Origin of the sequence: Negadavirga shengliensis, assembly GCF_042652345.1 — a bacterium.
In the GTDB taxonomy this organism is placed as follows: Bacteria; Bacteroidota; Bacteroidia; order Cytophagales; family Cyclobacteriaceae; genus Negadavirga; species Negadavirga shengliensis.
In genome coordinates this window covers 32,882-48,762 of the sequence record NZ_JBHSJJ010000013.1, presented here as the reverse complement: position 1 = coordinate 48,762, position 15,881 = coordinate 32,882, and the positions used below count along the sequence as shown (strand labels likewise).

Genomic DNA, 15,881 nt, shown 5'->3' with positions numbered 1-15,881 from the left:
AACTATACTAAATCCTCTACTTTGGTTGTATGCTTGTATGCAACGCCTTCAAAATTCTCAAAATGAGCTTTGCCAAATTGGATTTTTAATTTTTCCTCGTTTCTTAGTTTAGTTAGATCTTTGGTGGATTTCGTTTCAGCTACAAAGTAGATTTTCTTCTCATTCTTAAAGACCAATGCCCAATCGGGATTGTATTTTCCGGTTGGAGTTTCATGGGCATTTGGAGAGGATGTTATTAGTCAGGCTTTGAAACTCAGAATAGCTCTGTTGAACTGCATAAACATGAGCTCCAATTGCGCCGTCGGCAGGCTTTAAGAGAAAAATAGGTTTATGAGCTTCCATAGACATCGGCGCTAAACTTCTAAAATGCTTAAGCAAGCCAATGCAATTACTGTCTTCCTCAATGTTTATATTGTCATTTGAGTTTTTGTTCATTACAAATTCAGAGTAAACCTTAGGAATTCTATTGGCCCATTTTAAGTAAGATTTTACAGGCTTACTCTCCTTTGCCGAATACTGCATTACAATGTATCCTGCAGGTTGCGTACTGTTTTCCGGGATGGCAACAGTAAGATTCTGCGGTTTAAGATTTTTTCTTTGGTACCACTGTCGTTTCCATGTATTAAGAGTCATACCAAGGTTCTTAATTCCCTGTATTGAAAACAGGTCGGAAGCTACAGGCATGACGATATAATCAGAGCTTATTGTAACGGCTCTGTTAATTGCCCCAAGGTTTGGTCCTACATCAATTAGTATTACTTCCGCACCAAATCGGTTTGCTGCCTCATCCAAGATGGTCTTAAAAATACTCGTAATGCGAAAAGAATAAATCTCACTGTTCAGGCATTTTAGCCACGCATCGCTAAGCCCGTCTTCAAATGTCGAGAGCGCAAGGTTTCCGGGGATCAGCCTCAGATAGTCATTGATTTCTTCCAAATGAACGGCAACGGCAGGATCTCCATTTACTATGGGGTTTATTGCATCAAGTATGGTGACCGGAAGAGAATTCTCATATATATCCTCGAGCCGTTCACCGCTTAGAAACATAGAAGTCAGGTTAGACTGAGGATCCAGGTCCACCGCTATGGTTCTTATCCCCATCTCGGAAAGCATCCATGCAACGTGGTACACCGTGGTGGTTTTTCCTACACCTCCTTTATTATTGAAAAATGTTATCTTTCTCATTTTACCATGCTTGATTTACTGGTATAGTTACTTTGAATTTAGTAGTGAGGCTCAAATCAAATTCAGGTTCTCCGTTGCCGTTTTTCTCTAATTCCATTTTGGCTCTTTTCACTCCGTAATTAAATCTATTCACATAACCTAATACTTTTAGTGCTTCCGCAATCACCACATTCCTGTAATCACTTGCATTGGGGAAATTTTGAGGTGTGACCTCGCCGAACAAGCCTCCAGGATTGATAATCTCGATTCTATTCCCAAATTCATATAGATAAATGGGCGAATTCGATTCATAATTACGATGCATAATAGCATTCATCACTAATTCACGAAGAGCCCAATAAGGATAATTGGCGATTGTTTGTTCTTGTAAGGAATCAATTCTTTTTGGCTTGGTCTTTAAAATATTTGATTTGATAAAATCATCCAACAACCCCAATTCAGTAGCCAATGCACCGGAAAATTTCTTCTCAAACGAAACATCATCTGTCATTTGTTCTCCATCGAACTTAACATACTGAAGGTAGGACCCAGGCAAATAGAACTCTGGATTCAATCCGAAAAGTAGTATACCGGCATTAGTCGGACATTGATTCTGTGAATCAAAAAAGCGCAGAGAGGCAAGTTGTTCTTCGAGTGTCCGGCCATTCTCCTGAAGAATATCCTTATTAATGGCAATGGGGAGGTAAGTGATTTTAAAATGTTCCAAACTAATATCATGCAGTGTCGCACCTAACGCAGGCACTAAGTCATATGTTTTGGCAAATGACGCTCTTCGCTCCGTTAAGATCCGTTCCTCTTCAATATTGGCCACAGATTTTCTTGGACCAACTCTAATCCAACACCTTCCATCATATCTTACCGGTGGATATGATGAAGGCTTTACCTCAACCACTACTACATCTCCTCCATCCATTGAAAAAACAGGGCTCACCACTAATGATGGTTGAGGCAAAACATTTCCATTTGATTTTACATTTCCAATCTTTTGTAAATCCTCATCCCCAATAGACATCCCTGCCAAGCTTCCATCGTCATGGACACCTAATAACAAATATCCTGATTTTTTATGTTTTGGAAAATCATTCGAAAAAGCACAAACAGCGGGTCCAAGCTTCTTTTCAGTAAAGGAAGTCGTCCGTTCTATTCGATCTGATTCCAGATCAGCTATCAATTCATTTACTTTTTCAATATTCATTGTCATATCGTCTTAAAATCAATTTCCACATCCATTGTCGGAATTGCGGATTTTCACGGATTAGTTGATTTCACAGATTTGGGAGTTAGTACCAATCTTTATATATGTCATGTTTTTTGAATCCGTGATTGTTTTGTGTCCAGTGAATTTCTATCCATGTTTTTAAAAATTTCAACAGTTCGGAAGCATCCTGAAGTGTCGTGATTGGTCAAAACCTCATATAGGCCAGTAAGTGGTTCCATGACCTTTTGTTTATCTGGTATTATGATATTATAAAATGAGTTTTGGTTTTGCAAAAGACGTCAAAATACACACCAAACCGTCATAATCATTTAATCAGACGCCGTTGGGCTACTTCGTTTACCCAAATTTAGTTTTTTTACCGGATGATTATGGGTGTAGGGACATATTTTTTCCCTGGTTTAAAGTATCTATAAAAAAACCATGGCTTTTCTGCGGGATCCTGAGGTTTCTCCGGAGCGGAGAAAACCTGGAATTGGAGGTGTTGCGACTGGAAAAGGAAATAAATGATGGCTTAAACACATCATTGAATACTTTCGGGAATACAAACTACTAGATTTACGGCTAAAGTACGATTCCTTAAAGCAGAGCTAGCGCCGCTACTGTAGAATAATAGGTCTTACGCATCTCAAATCTCACATCTTATCAAATAGACCCCCGATCTATAAAATGAAATACATTTTTGACCAAATCCCTTTTGTTCTTTTTGATCATAAACGAGGCCGTTTCACCCATGGCCCTGAAGTCTGTGGAAACCACGGTGATGTCCAGCAGCGTTTTCAGTGCGGTATCGTTATAGGAAATCACCCCAAGGTCTTTGCCGAGGCTGTAACCGTTGTCCTTCACCTGTTTCATGAGATTGACCAGATCCTCTTCCTCTATAAGAATATAGGCATCATTGGACCTCAGCTCCATATCCGGATAAATTTTGTCAAGGACTTCATGGCTGAAATTATACTCTTTGCAGAACTTTTTGAAACCCTCCTTGATTTCCCGAGGATAAGGATAGATAGGGTGATTAGGATATACCAGGATCAGTTTATCATATTTATAAAGCCTCGACAGCCCCTCATGCAGGGCATCATAGATGTCCATTTTGAAATCCTGATAAATTCCTGCTATATCCTCCCCAAGTTCCGGCAAATAATTGTCCATCACGATCAGCTGGTCCTCGGGAATTTGCTTGATATAATAGAATGCTTTGTCCCTCTTGTAATGTTCTTCAGGAGGCAATTCCTTAAAGTGCGGCATGACAACAAAATAATCGTAAGCGTCCATGTTTTCCTGAAGAATATTGGCAAAAATCTCCGGGTCACAATAGTACAACTGCAATTCCACATGCGAATCCATCCCCATGCTTTCCACAAAATAATTGTAGATTTTTAGTTTATAATCGCTGAGCTTGTTAAGCAGGAAGAGGACTTTGGGTTTTGAATGCTTCAGGTTTTTGGCCACATAATATCCTTTGCCCTTCACGGAAAGAATGATCTTTCTTTTCTTCAGGATGTTCAATGCTTTCTCCACGGTGTCGCGTGAAAGCAGATATTCCTCACTGATTTCACTGATGGAAGGTATTTTGTCCCCTACTGCCAGATATTCCTTTTCAATGTCATGTACAATAGAATTGACAATTTGTTGATACTTGGGGATTCTGGACTCACTGTCGATCTTCAAGCGGCTGCAAACATCCGTTATCATAATTATCAGGGTTTATGGGTTAATGTTCCGTGCAATCGTTTGTTCTAATTTAGAAATTTCTCCACCTAAGAAAGAAACAGGCTTTTCTATAAGTGTCGGAAATTCACTTAATCTTAGGGATTGTCCAGGAGATCAATGAAATTTTGTTTTATAATATGACGAATGTCATGATTTTAAACTGGATAATTCATAAAATGCCCAATCAATACCGATTTTTGTATTGAAATCCACTTTTTATAAAAAAACCTGCCAACAGCTTCCAAAAAACACCGTTTTATAAAATAGTCCCGTGAACGATTTTATAAAAACAGTGTTTTTCGGAAAAAAAATGGGGGCCACGCTTGCCTGACGACAGTCAGGGATTTCACAGCCTGCCCCGGCTGATACCGGGGGATTGACACTAAGGATATGAATTAAAGCTGCACTCATCTGGGAAAGCTTCAGGGCAAGCAAATAGTGAGACTCATGCCGGGTATCATTTTCCGGTCCGGGCTCAGTCCCAAAAAAATCCGTGCAATTAGTGGACAATAACTCAGTGGACCACGCTTGCCTGACGGGGCGGTCAGGGATTCCGCGGATTGACACGGAGGAATGGCCAAGTTCGCCGTTGTTTCGGCATCAGCAGAGATCGTGGGGGATATAATACAGTACAGGGCAGGAAGGGTGATGTTGGGGAAGTCATTACCTTGTTCTCGAATTTTATAATCCAAACGATATGCATGCGATAATCTATTTTGTGACTTTGGTGATGTTGGCTTTTGGAACCTCTCCTTCATTTAAAGATTACAAAAAGGGGATTTTGGTGGACGAATTCATCTATGAGGAAGCTCCATTCCCTTCTTGTCATGCTGCGACCATAACAGAAACCCCCACCGGTTTGGTAGCCGCCTGGTTTGGTGGGACCCATGAGCGCCATCCTGACGTGGGCATCTGGGTGAGCAGAAACGATAATGGGCAATGGACCGCCCCTGTGGAAGCGGCAAACGGCGTGATCAACGACACTTTAAGGTATCCTACCTGGAACCCCGTGCTTTATCAGGTTTCGGGCGGAGACCTCATGCTGTTTTATAAAGTGGGCCCCAAGCCTTCAGAATGGTGGGGTATGCTGATGACATCCGATGACGGCGGGGAAACATGGACCGCCCCCCGGAAGTTGCCGGATGGATTTATAGGACCGGTGAAAAACAAACCCGTGCTTTTGGAAAATGGCCTATTGGTGTGCCCCAGCAGCACCGAAGGCGACGGATGGAAAATACATTTGGAGGTGACACCGGATTTTGGAAAAACCTGGGAGAAAATCGGTCCCCTGGACCAAGGGAATGATGACATCAATGCCATCCAGCCCAGTCTTCTCGTCCATGAAGATGGCAAATTACAGCTGCTTTGCAGGAGCCGTAGCAGAAGAGTAGCCACCGCCTGGTCCTCTGATATGGGTAAGACCTGGTCTGCCATGGAGAAAACCACCCTGCCCAACAACAACTCCGGGACCGATGCCGTCACGCTGCAGGACGGGAGGCACCTTTTGGTGTATAACCACGTATTGCCGCCCGAAGGTGAACATAAGGGTCCCCGGACTCCCCTTCACGTATCCTTATCGCATGATGGTGTTGACTGGGAGGCTTCGTTGATTTTGGAGGATTCGGAGATCAGCCAATATTCTTATCCCTCCATCATTCAGGGGAGTGACGGCATGGTGCATATCGTGTACACCTGGCGCAGGGAAAGAATCAAATATGTCAAAGTGGATCCTGAACAAATTACCGCCACGCCCATTCTTGGGCTGGAGTGGCCTGAATAAACTTGGTTAGACAATGAGCATAAGAACCAACAGAAGGGAATTCTGCAGGAGGTTGGCGATAGGGGGTGCTGCCCTTTTCACCGCTCCCCGCCCGCTATGGTCTGCATCCATTGCAAATGACCGAAGCCATACCGCAGCCGGTCCCTATAAAATTGCCGTATGTGATTGGATGATCCTGAAGCGGCAGAAATTAGGTGCTTTTTCCCTGGCTTCGGAGATAGGTGCAGACGGTGTGCAACTGGATATGGGGGGCCTGGGTCAAAGGGAGACGTTCGATAATAAATTGGCAGACCCGGCAGTGGCTAGGCAATTTATGGAAGAGGCCGGCAAAAACCAAATGGAAATATCCTCCATCGCCATGTCCGGCTTTTATGCGCAATCGCTTGCCGAGCGGCCCACCGTGGGAAGGATGATTGATGACTGCATGGAAACCATGCGACAGATGAAGGTAAAGGTGGCTTATTTGCCCTTGGGAGTACACGCCGATTTGGTAAAAAGACCTGCAATCCGGCCGGCTGTAGTGGAACGTTTAAAAGAGGCCGGTAAGAAGGCAGAAAAAGGCGGGTGCTGTATTGCGGTGGAAACATCTTTGAGTGCTTCAGAAGAGCTTGCGTTTTTGGAAGAGATAGGCTCTCCCCATATTAAAATCTCATTCAACTTTGCCAATGCGGTCAAAAATGACAGGGATATAGCCACAGAGTTGTCGACTTTGGGAAGGGAACATTTGGCCCAGATCCATGCCTCGGATACGGACGGGGTCTGGCTGGAAAACAACCCCAAAATAGACATGCCTCGGATCAAGGAAACACTGGATGCCATGGACTGGTCCGGATGGTTGATTGTGGAGCGGTCCCGGGATGTGGAGGATGTACACAATGTCAGAAAGAATTATGGGGCTAACGTGGCTTACCTGAAGTCGGTATTCCAAAGTGAGCGCTAGCAATTTATGGATTCCGCTGCAGGCTTGGACAAAAAGAAGGCCCACGAATTTCACAGCCTGCCCCGGCTGATACCGGGGGATTGGCACGAAGGATAGGGACTACGACTGTAGTCATTTGGGGGCTTTAGGGCAACGAGCCATGTTGGGTATTATTTACTGGTCCGAAAGCAGTCCTCAAAAATCCGTGGAAATCAGTGCAATTAGTGGACAAAAAACTACCACGTTTCCATAAACAAAAATATATCTGCAAAAATTAAACAATATGGTTTTCATGCGTACATATGTATTGGCAGCGATTATGGGGATGATGCTTGTTTCCTGCGATTCCCGGGAACGCATCAGTATGCTCGTTTTGGGAGATAATGTCCGTGTCCTTTTTGGTGCTGACAAATTGCTGTCGGAACTGAAACAAGCGGGCCATCCGGTGCAACGGATCAGCAGCATTGATGATCACAAGGCGGGCCGCATCATTGTGCTGGGCACCCTTGCCAATGAGAAACATGGGGCTGTGGCAGAACAGCTGGGGCTGACACTTCCATATACGGAAGGATTAAGCGAAGAGGGATTCGGTATTTCTTCCAATGGAGAAGCCGTGCTGGTTTCGGGGGTAGGTGAATCCGGGACATTGTACGGAGCCATGGAGCTGGTGGATCGGCTGAAAGCCGGAGGCAGGCTTGATTTTTCGCTGGAAATGACCGACCAGCCCAAAATGGTGCTTCGGGGTGCGGCCATAGGCCTGCAGAAAACGGAGTACCTGCCGGGAAGAAGGGTTTATGAATACCCTTATACACCGGAAAATTTCCCCTGGTTTTATGATAAGGAACTTTGGATCGACTATCTGGACATGTTGGTGGAAAACAGGATGAATTCACTGTACCTGTGGAACGGTCATCCTTTCGCCTCACTGGTGAAACTGGACGACTATCCTTATGCATTGGAAGTGGACGAGGAGACCTTCCGGAAAAACGAAGACATCTTTACCTTTTTGACGGAGGAGGCAGACAAAAGGGGGATATGGGTCATCCAGATGTTTTATAACATCATTGTCTCCAAGCCGTTTGCTGAGCACCATGACATCGTGACGCAAGACCGGAGCCGGCCGATTGTTCCCCTGATCGCCGATTATACCCAAAAGTCCATCGCGGCATTTATAGAAAAGTATCCCAATGTCGGTCTTCTGGTCGCCCTGGGGGAGGCCATGCAGGGAGAGGAAAACGATGTACGATGGTTTACCGAAACCGTATTGCCAGGAGTAAAGGATGGGTTGCAGGCGCTGGGCAGGACCGACGAGCCGCCGGTCATATTAAGGGCTCATGATACTAATGCGCCGTTGGTGATGGAACATGCGCTTCCGGTCTACAAAAACCTGTATACCATGCACAAGTACAACGGGGAATCTTTGACCACCTACGAGCCGGGAGGACCTTGGACCAAGATCCACCAGGACCTCAGTTCGACCGGTTCCATTCATATTTCCAATGTCCATATCCTGGCCAACCTGGAGCCCTTCAGATATGGCTCTCCGGATTTTATCCAAAAAAGCGTCCGGGCCATGCACGAAATACACGGCGCCAACGCTTTGCATTTGTATCCCCAGGCCTCTTACTGGGACTGGCCATACACCGCGGATAAGGTGGAGAAAAGGTTGCTGCAGCTGGACAGGGATTGGATATGGTACAAAGCCTGGGCCAGGTATGCCTGGAATGAGGAAAGGGAAAGGGATGAAGAATGGGTGTACTGGACAAAACAACTGGCGGATATGTACGGGGATGAAGAAGCGGGAAGGTATATCCTGGAAGCCTATGAGGAGACGGGGGAAATAGCACCCAAACTCTTAAGACGGTTTGGCATCACCGAAGGTAACCGGCAGACTTTGTTGCTGGGCATGTTCGGCAGCCAGCTGGTCAATCCCTACAAATGGCGGGTTTATCCGGGTTTTTATGAATCCTGTGGGCCTGAAGGGGAAATACTTATAGAATATGCGGAAAAAGAGTGGAACGGGGAGCCTCATCTGGGTGAGACACCGCCGCAGATCGTCGACGAAGTGGTACGCCACGGAGAAAAGGCGCTGGCTGCGATAGAAAATGCAGCGGAAACAGTACGGGACAATCAGGAGGAGTTTGAGCGCCTCCGCAATGATGTCCATGCTTACAAGGCATTTGCGGATTTCTTTTCAGAAAAGGTAAAAGCGGCGATGTGGGTACTGCGTTATGGCCATTCCAAAGAAGTAGCCGATTTGGAAAAAGCATTGCCCCATTTGAAAGCCAGTGTGAGCCATTACCGGGATTTGGTAGCTTTGACCAAAGACCGCTACCTGTATGCCAACAGCATGCAGACTGCCCAACGGCGGATTCCAATAGGCGGTGACGGTGGGAAACACAAGACATGGGAGGAGATGTTGCCCCATTATGAGCGGGAGCTGGATAATTTTGAGAGGAACCTGGCATTGATACAAGAAGCTGGTGGCGAAGCCATCGGAACTGCACCTAAAGAACCTTGGGAGCCTGTTGCCGTAGAATGGCTGGATAAGCCCGGGACCGTAATGGATTTGGAAGCGGGCAAATCTCTCTATACGGATGCGCCTTCCGGGATTCTTCAAATGGCGGACGAACTTAAGAACTTGAAAGGATTGGTGTTGAAGGCATCCGAACAGGAAAATAAAGGCACCCAGCTCCGCTTCAGGGCCGACAGGCCTGTCAAACTGGTAGTCGGCTACTTCAATACGGACGAGAGACGATATCTGATGCCGCCAACTTTGGAGACGGATGCCGCGGGCAATGTGAGGGGCCAGGCGGAGGTGCTGCTGGCCAACGCCATGGAGATCAACGGACAGCCAAGGGTTAATGTTCATACCTTTCTTTTTGGGACTGGAGAGCAGGAATTGTCCCTTGATCCGGGTAAAATCCTGATTTTGGGCTTTGTTGATGGAGAAGAAGAGCTTGATTCGAGGGATGTTGGTCTCATCGGAGAGGAGGAACGGGAGGCGGTAGACTGGGTATTCTACTGATTCCGCAGCCAACATCGGGGAAATTTGCGCAAAAACCGTAGCCTTTATGAGCAGAAAACGGGTAGAAAGGAAAGAAGGGGAAATGATGCCGGGTTTTTAAACCAATGGTATTTAGAGGAATGAATGGATTGTTCAGGATAATCCCTATATTGTGCAATCGATTTCACAAAATAGGTGTTATCACCCTTTCCTAGGGCTTGGCATTTTTTTAATACCAATTAATTAGGGAATCGGTAGATAGCGTTAATTAATTAATTGATGAGTTCAAATAAAAAAAAGAAGCCAACGATTTTGGATATAGCGGAGAAGCTAAAAATCACCCCCTCTACGGTATCCAGAGCATTGAATAATCATCCGAGGATTTCGGAAGAAACACGTCGGCAGGTCATACGGGTGGCCAATGAGCTGAACTACCAGCCCAACAATATCGCCTCGGCGCTGAGAAGCGGGAAAAGTAAATTGATAGGCATCGTAGTGCCCACGGTCAACCGTAATTTCTTTTCTTCCGTGGTGAGGGGGATAGAGGAGTATGCCGAGGCACTGAACTACAACGTGATCATTTCCCAGTCCCATGAAGACCATAAGAAGGAAGTGCAGACCATCAAGGCGCTCATCAGTGCCCGCGTGGATGGCATCATAGCCTCTTTGGGAAAGAACACCACTGATTTCAGCCACTTTCAAATGGTTATCGATAAGGGGATTCCGCTGGTTCTGTTTGACAGGGTGACGGACAAGCTGAATGTGAGCAAGGTCGTCATAGATGATCATCAGGGAGCATTTGAAGCCGTAAGTCACCTTATTGACCAAGGCTGTACCCGGATTGTCCACCTTACCAACCCACGGAAGATCAACATTTACAGTGAGAGGCTGCGGGGATATACGGATGCGCTGAGGGCAAATGGGCTGCCTGTTCTCCCGGAACTGATCGTGGAAAGCAACATGCAGTTGGAAGATGGGCGGGACAGTGTCAAACAGCTTTTAGAAAAAGGCATTGCTTTTGATGCCATATTTTCAGCCTCGGATTATGCCATTATGGGTGCCATGCAAATCCTTGACGAGAAGGGATTGAAGGTACCGAATGACATTAAATTGGTAGGATTTGGGAATGAACCCTTTACCTCCTTTACCCAGCCCCCGATCACCACGGTGGACCAGAAGAGCATCCCTATGGGACAGGTCACCGCGGAGACATTCTTTGACTTGCTGAATAAAGATGCCAAGCAACGCTATCTTAAAACCACCGTACTTAAGCCGGAGTTGGTTATTAGAGGGTCGAGTATCAGCAAAGCAGAAGTGCCATTAAAACCGATGTAATTCCATTTCCCGTCCCCAGATTACAACGCTCCTATTGGAACATCTACGACTGCCAAAAATCCTTTTCCGGGTTGGCTTTCAACGGAAAAATGTCCCTTTAGCATTTGTACTTTAGCCCGGATAGACAGGACAGACTATCCAGATCTATAAAGCATCAAATTATTTAATGGACATACCCTTCTTTTCTAGCGAAGAGAAGGGTATATTTTCACTAATATCAAGTCAAATATGATATTTCGGGTCATTTGTTTGTAAAACTACTAGTTTGCGAGAGTTTTTGGTTGTCCACGGATCCCGAAACAAGTCCCTCGAAATCAGTTCGGGGCAGGCTGGGACAGGTTTACACAGCCCGCCCCGGCTAATACCGGGGAAATAGCACGGAGGATGAGGATAATATGGTTGAGATTGTTATTTGGAAAAAGAATCAATGATCTGGATCATTTCATAAAATCCGTGTCAACTGCGCCTCGCCACAGGCGGGTTAGTGAAATTAGTGGACAGAAATTTCGTTGGTTTACCCGAATATTGACCCTTGACTTTACACTCGGGTATTGCAAAACGCTAACCAATGATACACCAACCGTTCAGACAGAAAAGTAGCGTTGTTGGAATTTTAATTAAAAAAAGACCCTATGTACATCAAACCAATATTTCAGGCAATATTTATGATTTGGGGAGCAAGTATGCTCGGAGCGGGCTGCCAAAGTAAGTCCGGAGAGGCCTCTAAAACCCAAGTGCCTTCCGGCGAACCAATATCTGTCACTGTTGGAGCAGAGCGGCTTTTTGAGCCGGAGTATTTTTCCCTTATTGAAGGGAAAAAGCTTGCGTTGGTAACCAACCACACCGGATTGTTACCGGATGGCCGGCATTTAGTGGATATCTTGTACGGCAATGAAAAGCTGGATTTAAAGCTGTTATTTGGCCCGGAGCACGGTATCCGGGGAGAAGAAGACACCCATGTAGCCGATGGAAAAGACAAGGCCACCGGACTTCCTGTAATATCCCTGTATGGAAAAGTACGCAAGCCCAATGCGGAGATGCTGGCTGATATCGATGTGATACTCTTTGACATCCAGGATATAGGCGCCCGGTTCTATACCTATATCGCTACCATGAACCATGTGCTGGAAGCTGCGGCAGAACAGGGAATTCCCTTTGTAGTATTAGACCGTCCGAATGCTATCGGAGGAATCTATGTGGATGGCCCGGTAGGGAAAAAAGCGCTGGAGCCGGTCATTGGCGTGGATCAGTTGCCGGTGGTCCATGGGATGACCGTGGGGGAATTGGCCCTGATGTTCAACGAGGAAAGGGAAAAGGCCGGTTTACCCAAGGCCCAACTGACCGTAGTCCCGATGAAAGATTACCAAAGAGAAAAGTGGTATGACCAAACCGGCTTGCCCTGGATCAAACCCTCCCCTAACATGCTTACCTTAACTACCGCTACGATTTATCCTATGACCTGCCTTCTGGAAGGAACCAACTTATCGGAGGGAAGAGGGACGCTTTCCCCTTTTGAACATATCGGCGCACCATGGGTGGATGGAGAAAAACTGGCCTCGCAACTGAATGCATACGGACTGAATGGGGTGGAATTCTCTACAAGTCAATTTATCCCGGAATCCGTAGTAGATGGTATTAAAATCTATCCTCCCAAGTTCCTGGGAGACACCTGCTATAGTGCGGAGATCAGGGTAACCGACCGTAACGCCTTCGAATCGGTAAAAGCCGCAGTCTACATGTTGGAAGCCCTTCACCGGCTTTACCCCCAAAAGCTGGAGTGGAGGGAACCAAGAATGGATGGATTATGGAAAACCGACGCTGTCAGGAAAAGTATCCTTGCAGAAAAGCCGGCAGAGAAAATCATCCAGGACTGGGGCAACGGGCTGACCTATTTCAAAAAGACCCGGGAACAGTATCTATTGTACTAAGAGTTTTTGGGTGAGTGCTACTTATGAGGCTGTCTCATAAGTAAAAACTTTCAGTCGTTCACCAAATATTATTTTGATCTCGGTATAGAGGAAAAGAGCCCTTCGAGGGTTTAAAACCCTTGAAGGATTTCACTTAGTCATCTTATTCCATTGATAGAAGAAAATCTGGTAAGTGAGCGATTGGAAAGATTTATGAGACAGCCTCTTTTTTGTTGTGATGTTTACGTTCTTCAGAACTTGTTTTTCACGAGAGAAAATTCATGCCCTTTCAAAAGCCTCAAAGCTTTTGAAACGTCTTGTTCGCTCTCATGGCTTCGTCAATCCATTTTTATCAATTTTTCAGGAAGACAGCAAGTTCCGGCAGCTCTCGCTTCAATTCTTCCACAGCCAGGTCGCTTACCTTGAAGGCCCCGGTGGGAGAAAGGTGGGTATCGTCTGAGGCGCCTTTTGGAAATTGGGCATAATCTCCCGGCCGATAATGCAAAAAGAGCTCTTTGGACTTTTCGGGGCCGAATTGCTTCAATACTTTGGCGGTTTGGACTTCCAGGTCAAACAGACGTACATCAAATTCCTTCGCCACTTCCCTTACTACTTCCGGGTAGCGTCCATGGGTATATTCCAGCTCACCATTTTCATCAAATTTCCTCCGGCAAATAGAGGTGGCCAAAACCGCTTTGCCTCCCTTGGCCCGGATCTCCTCCACAAACTGGGTCAGCCGCTGTCTGTATTCCGTATCCGCTTCGGCATAACGATCCGGGGAGTTCTCTTTCTGATCATTGTGCCCAAACTGGACCAATACATAATCTCCCGGCTTAAGCCGGTCCATCACCTCATCCCATCTCCCTTCAGCCCGGAAGCTCTTCGCGCTGCGGCCGTTCACAGCATGGTTTTCAAAACGTATACCCTCCTCGAAATAAAGGGGGAATACCTGTCCCCAGCCCTTTTCAGGATTGCTTTCACCATATGGCTTGTTTGCCAGCGTAGAGTCACCTACCAGGAAAAAGGTTATTTCATCATCCTGTAAAGAAAAGCTGCTTATGCCCAGAAGCAGAACAAACAGCCCGGTCAACCAATTTTTATTCATGACTTATTCCAATTTTAAAGCCTCGGAAGCTACTCCTGAACCTATGGCAATTTGATCGGCGGAACCGAAGTCTTTTTGCTCCAGGCTGATATTCCTGGAGTCTCTTCCCAAGATCCGCACCGGTGTCTTTCCGTTCTCTTCGAAGCTGAATCCGCTCACGGATATGTTTTCGCTGTTATAAATAGTAAGGGCATGATCTTCCATCCCCAGCATTTTCACGTTGACCAACTCCAATCCATCCGCATCAATGGCGGTAATGCCTTTTTTGGCTTCCAGCAGCGCGTTTTCCAACCGGATATTTTGCAATTTCATTTCCGGCAATCCCATAAAGGAAACCGATATCTCGGAATTGGTAACACGAATGTCTTTCATGTAAATATTACGGAAGGAGGGTGTCTCCTCGGTTACCGGAACCAGGTCTTCTTTTCTGGCCTCATCGTCAGCGCTTTGGTCCTCCTCCAAGACGGGGCTGTTACCGCTGTAGAACAGGTTAAATCCAATGGCCTCTGCCGGAATATTGACCATGTCTATGTCAGATATCCATATGTTTTCCACCACGCCGCCCCTGCCGCGGGTGCTTTTAAACCGGAGGCCTATGTCTGTCCCTATAAAGGTGCAGGAAGATACATGGACGTTCTTTACGCCACCGGACATCTCGCTACCGACAACAAAACCCCCATGGCCGTGATACACCACGTTGTTTTTGACGACCACGTTTTCGGTAGGAATGCCCCTTTCCCTGCCGTCTTTGTCTTTGCCGGACTTAAAGCAAATCGCATCATCGCCCACATCGAAGGTATTGTTATAAATCAGCACGTTTTTGCAGGATTCCAGGTCAAGGCCATCACCGTTTTGGGAATACCAGGGGTTCCTCACATTCAGGTTCCGGATGATCACCTCCTCACTCATCAGGGGATGGATGTTCCATGCCGGGGAGTTTTGGAAAGTAGGGCCATCCAACAGTACCCTTTTGCTGTTTACTATACTAACCATAACTGGCCTGAGAAAATCCTTGACAGATTCAAGTTCTTCCTTGTTAATCATATCCGGAACATTAAAATTGCTGCTGTTCACATAGCCTTTTTTTGAACTTTCAGTAGGAAACCACATTTGTCGATCGTCTGACAACACGCCTCCTGAGGCCAGCAGTTTTTTCCACTGCGCATCGGTCATCTTCCCTTTTTTCACCGGTCGCCACGCATCCCCATTGCCATCGATAATCCCTTTTCCGGTAATGGCGATGTTTTCTACCTCCCGCGCATTGATGGGGGAAATGCACCTGACGGTATTGAGCCCCTCAAAACTGGTTTCCACAAGCGGATAATCATCAAAATCCCTGCTGAAGAGCAGCAACGCCCCTTCTTCCAAATGGAGGTTCAGGTTGCTTTTCAAGGTGACGGGACCTGTGAGCCACATCCCTCTTGGAATGATCACCTTCCCGCCGCCATGCCCCACCACGTGGTCAATGGCTTCGGCAATGGCCTCCGTATTTTTGGTAAGCCCGTCAGGTACGGCTCCAAAATCACGGATATTCACCGAATATTCAGGAAAACTTGTTTCCTTTACTTTAGGCATGGGGAATTCCAAGTCCTTGTATACATCTGCCATGTTTCCTATCTGTTGAGCCATAGCGGGCTCCCATTTGTTTACAGACAGCAGGGCCGCAATTGCTACAATCAAGAGTTTATTTAGCTTTTTCATCGTTATATCT

Annotated in this window: 11 protein-coding genes; 5 read left to right on the top strand and 6 right to left on the bottom strand. The window is 46.2% G+C overall.

Features of this window, described 5'->3' with window-relative positions; translation table 11 throughout:
• Nucleotides 1-2: 2 nt before the first annotated feature.
• The 4 genes from ACFPFU_RS19070 to ACFPFU_RS19055 all read right to left on the bottom strand — a co-directional run bounded on the left by ACFPFU_RS19070 (nt 3) and on the right by ACFPFU_RS19055 (nt 4,099).
• Complete coding sequence (locus ACFPFU_RS19070; protein ID WP_377067242.1) at nt 3-236, bottom strand: restriction endonuclease; 234 nt, start codon at nt 234-236, stop codon at nt 3-5.
• Complete coding sequence (locus ACFPFU_RS19065; protein WP_377067052.1) at nt 211-1,185, bottom strand: ParA family protein; 975 nt, start codon at nt 1,183-1,185, stop codon at nt 211-213. The genes ACFPFU_RS19070 and ACFPFU_RS19065 overlap by 26 nt, the downstream gene beginning before the upstream one ends.
• A gap of 1 nt (nt 1,186) precedes the next feature.
• On the bottom strand, nt 1,187-2,380 hold the full coding sequence (locus ACFPFU_RS19060) for an RNA-binding domain-containing protein (RefSeq protein ID WP_377067050.1): 1,194 nt from the start codon (nt 2,378-2,380) through the stop codon (nt 1,187-1,189).
• A 666-nt stretch (nt 2,381-3,046) separates the two neighbouring features.
• The gene (locus ACFPFU_RS19055) at nt 3,047-4,099 is read right to left on the bottom strand and encodes a GntR family transcriptional regulator (protein WP_377067048.1); all 1,053 of its coding nucleotides are present in this window, start codon (nt 4,097-4,099) and stop codon (nt 3,047-3,049) included.
• 715 nt (nt 4,100-4,814) lie between these two features.
• Here ACFPFU_RS19055 and ACFPFU_RS19050 point away from each other — a divergent pair.
• From ACFPFU_RS19050 to ACFPFU_RS19030, 5 genes are all read left to right on the top strand, one after another.
• On the top strand, nt 4,815-5,897 hold the full coding sequence (locus ACFPFU_RS19050) for a sialidase family protein (RefSeq protein WP_377067046.1): 1,083 nt from the start codon (nt 4,815-4,817) through the stop codon (nt 5,895-5,897).
• 13 nt (nt 5,898-5,910) lie between these two features.
• Entirely contained in the window at nt 5,911-6,837 is a 927-nt protein-coding gene (locus ACFPFU_RS19045; protein WP_377067044.1) for a sugar phosphate isomerase/epimerase family protein, read from the top strand.
• 271 nt (nt 6,838-7,108) lie between these two features.
• On the top strand, nt 7,109-9,844 hold the full coding sequence (locus tag ACFPFU_RS19040) for an alpha-d-galacturonidase (RefSeq protein ID WP_377067042.1): 2,736 nt from the start codon (nt 7,109-7,111) through the stop codon (nt 9,842-9,844).
• A 258-nt stretch (nt 9,845-10,102) separates the two neighbouring features.
• Nucleotides 10,103-11,158, top strand: coding sequence for a LacI family DNA-binding transcriptional regulator (locus ACFPFU_RS19035; RefSeq protein WP_377067040.1), 1,056 nt, complete (start codon nt 10,103-10,105; stop codon nt 11,156-11,158).
• Nucleotides 11,159-11,790: 632 nt separating this feature from the next.
• The gene (locus tag ACFPFU_RS19030) at nt 11,791-13,086 is read left to right on the top strand and encodes an exo-beta-N-acetylmuramidase NamZ family protein (RefSeq protein WP_377067038.1); all 1,296 of its coding nucleotides are present in this window, start codon (nt 11,791-11,793) and stop codon (nt 13,084-13,086) included.
• A 331-nt stretch (nt 13,087-13,417) separates the two neighbouring features.
• Here ACFPFU_RS19030 and ACFPFU_RS19025 read toward each other — a convergent pair whose 3' ends face one another.
• Nucleotides 13,418-14,170, bottom strand: coding sequence for a rhamnogalacturonan acetylesterase (locus ACFPFU_RS19025; protein ID WP_377067036.1), 753 nt, complete (start codon nt 14,168-14,170; stop codon nt 13,418-13,420).
• Between the two features lie 3 nt (nt 14,171-14,173).
• The gene (locus tag ACFPFU_RS19020; protein WP_377067034.1) at nt 14,174-15,871 is read right to left on the bottom strand and encodes a glycoside hydrolase family 28 protein; all 1,698 of its coding nucleotides are present in this window, start codon (nt 15,869-15,871) and stop codon (nt 14,174-14,176) included.
• Nucleotides 15,872-15,881 lie beyond the last annotated feature (10 nt).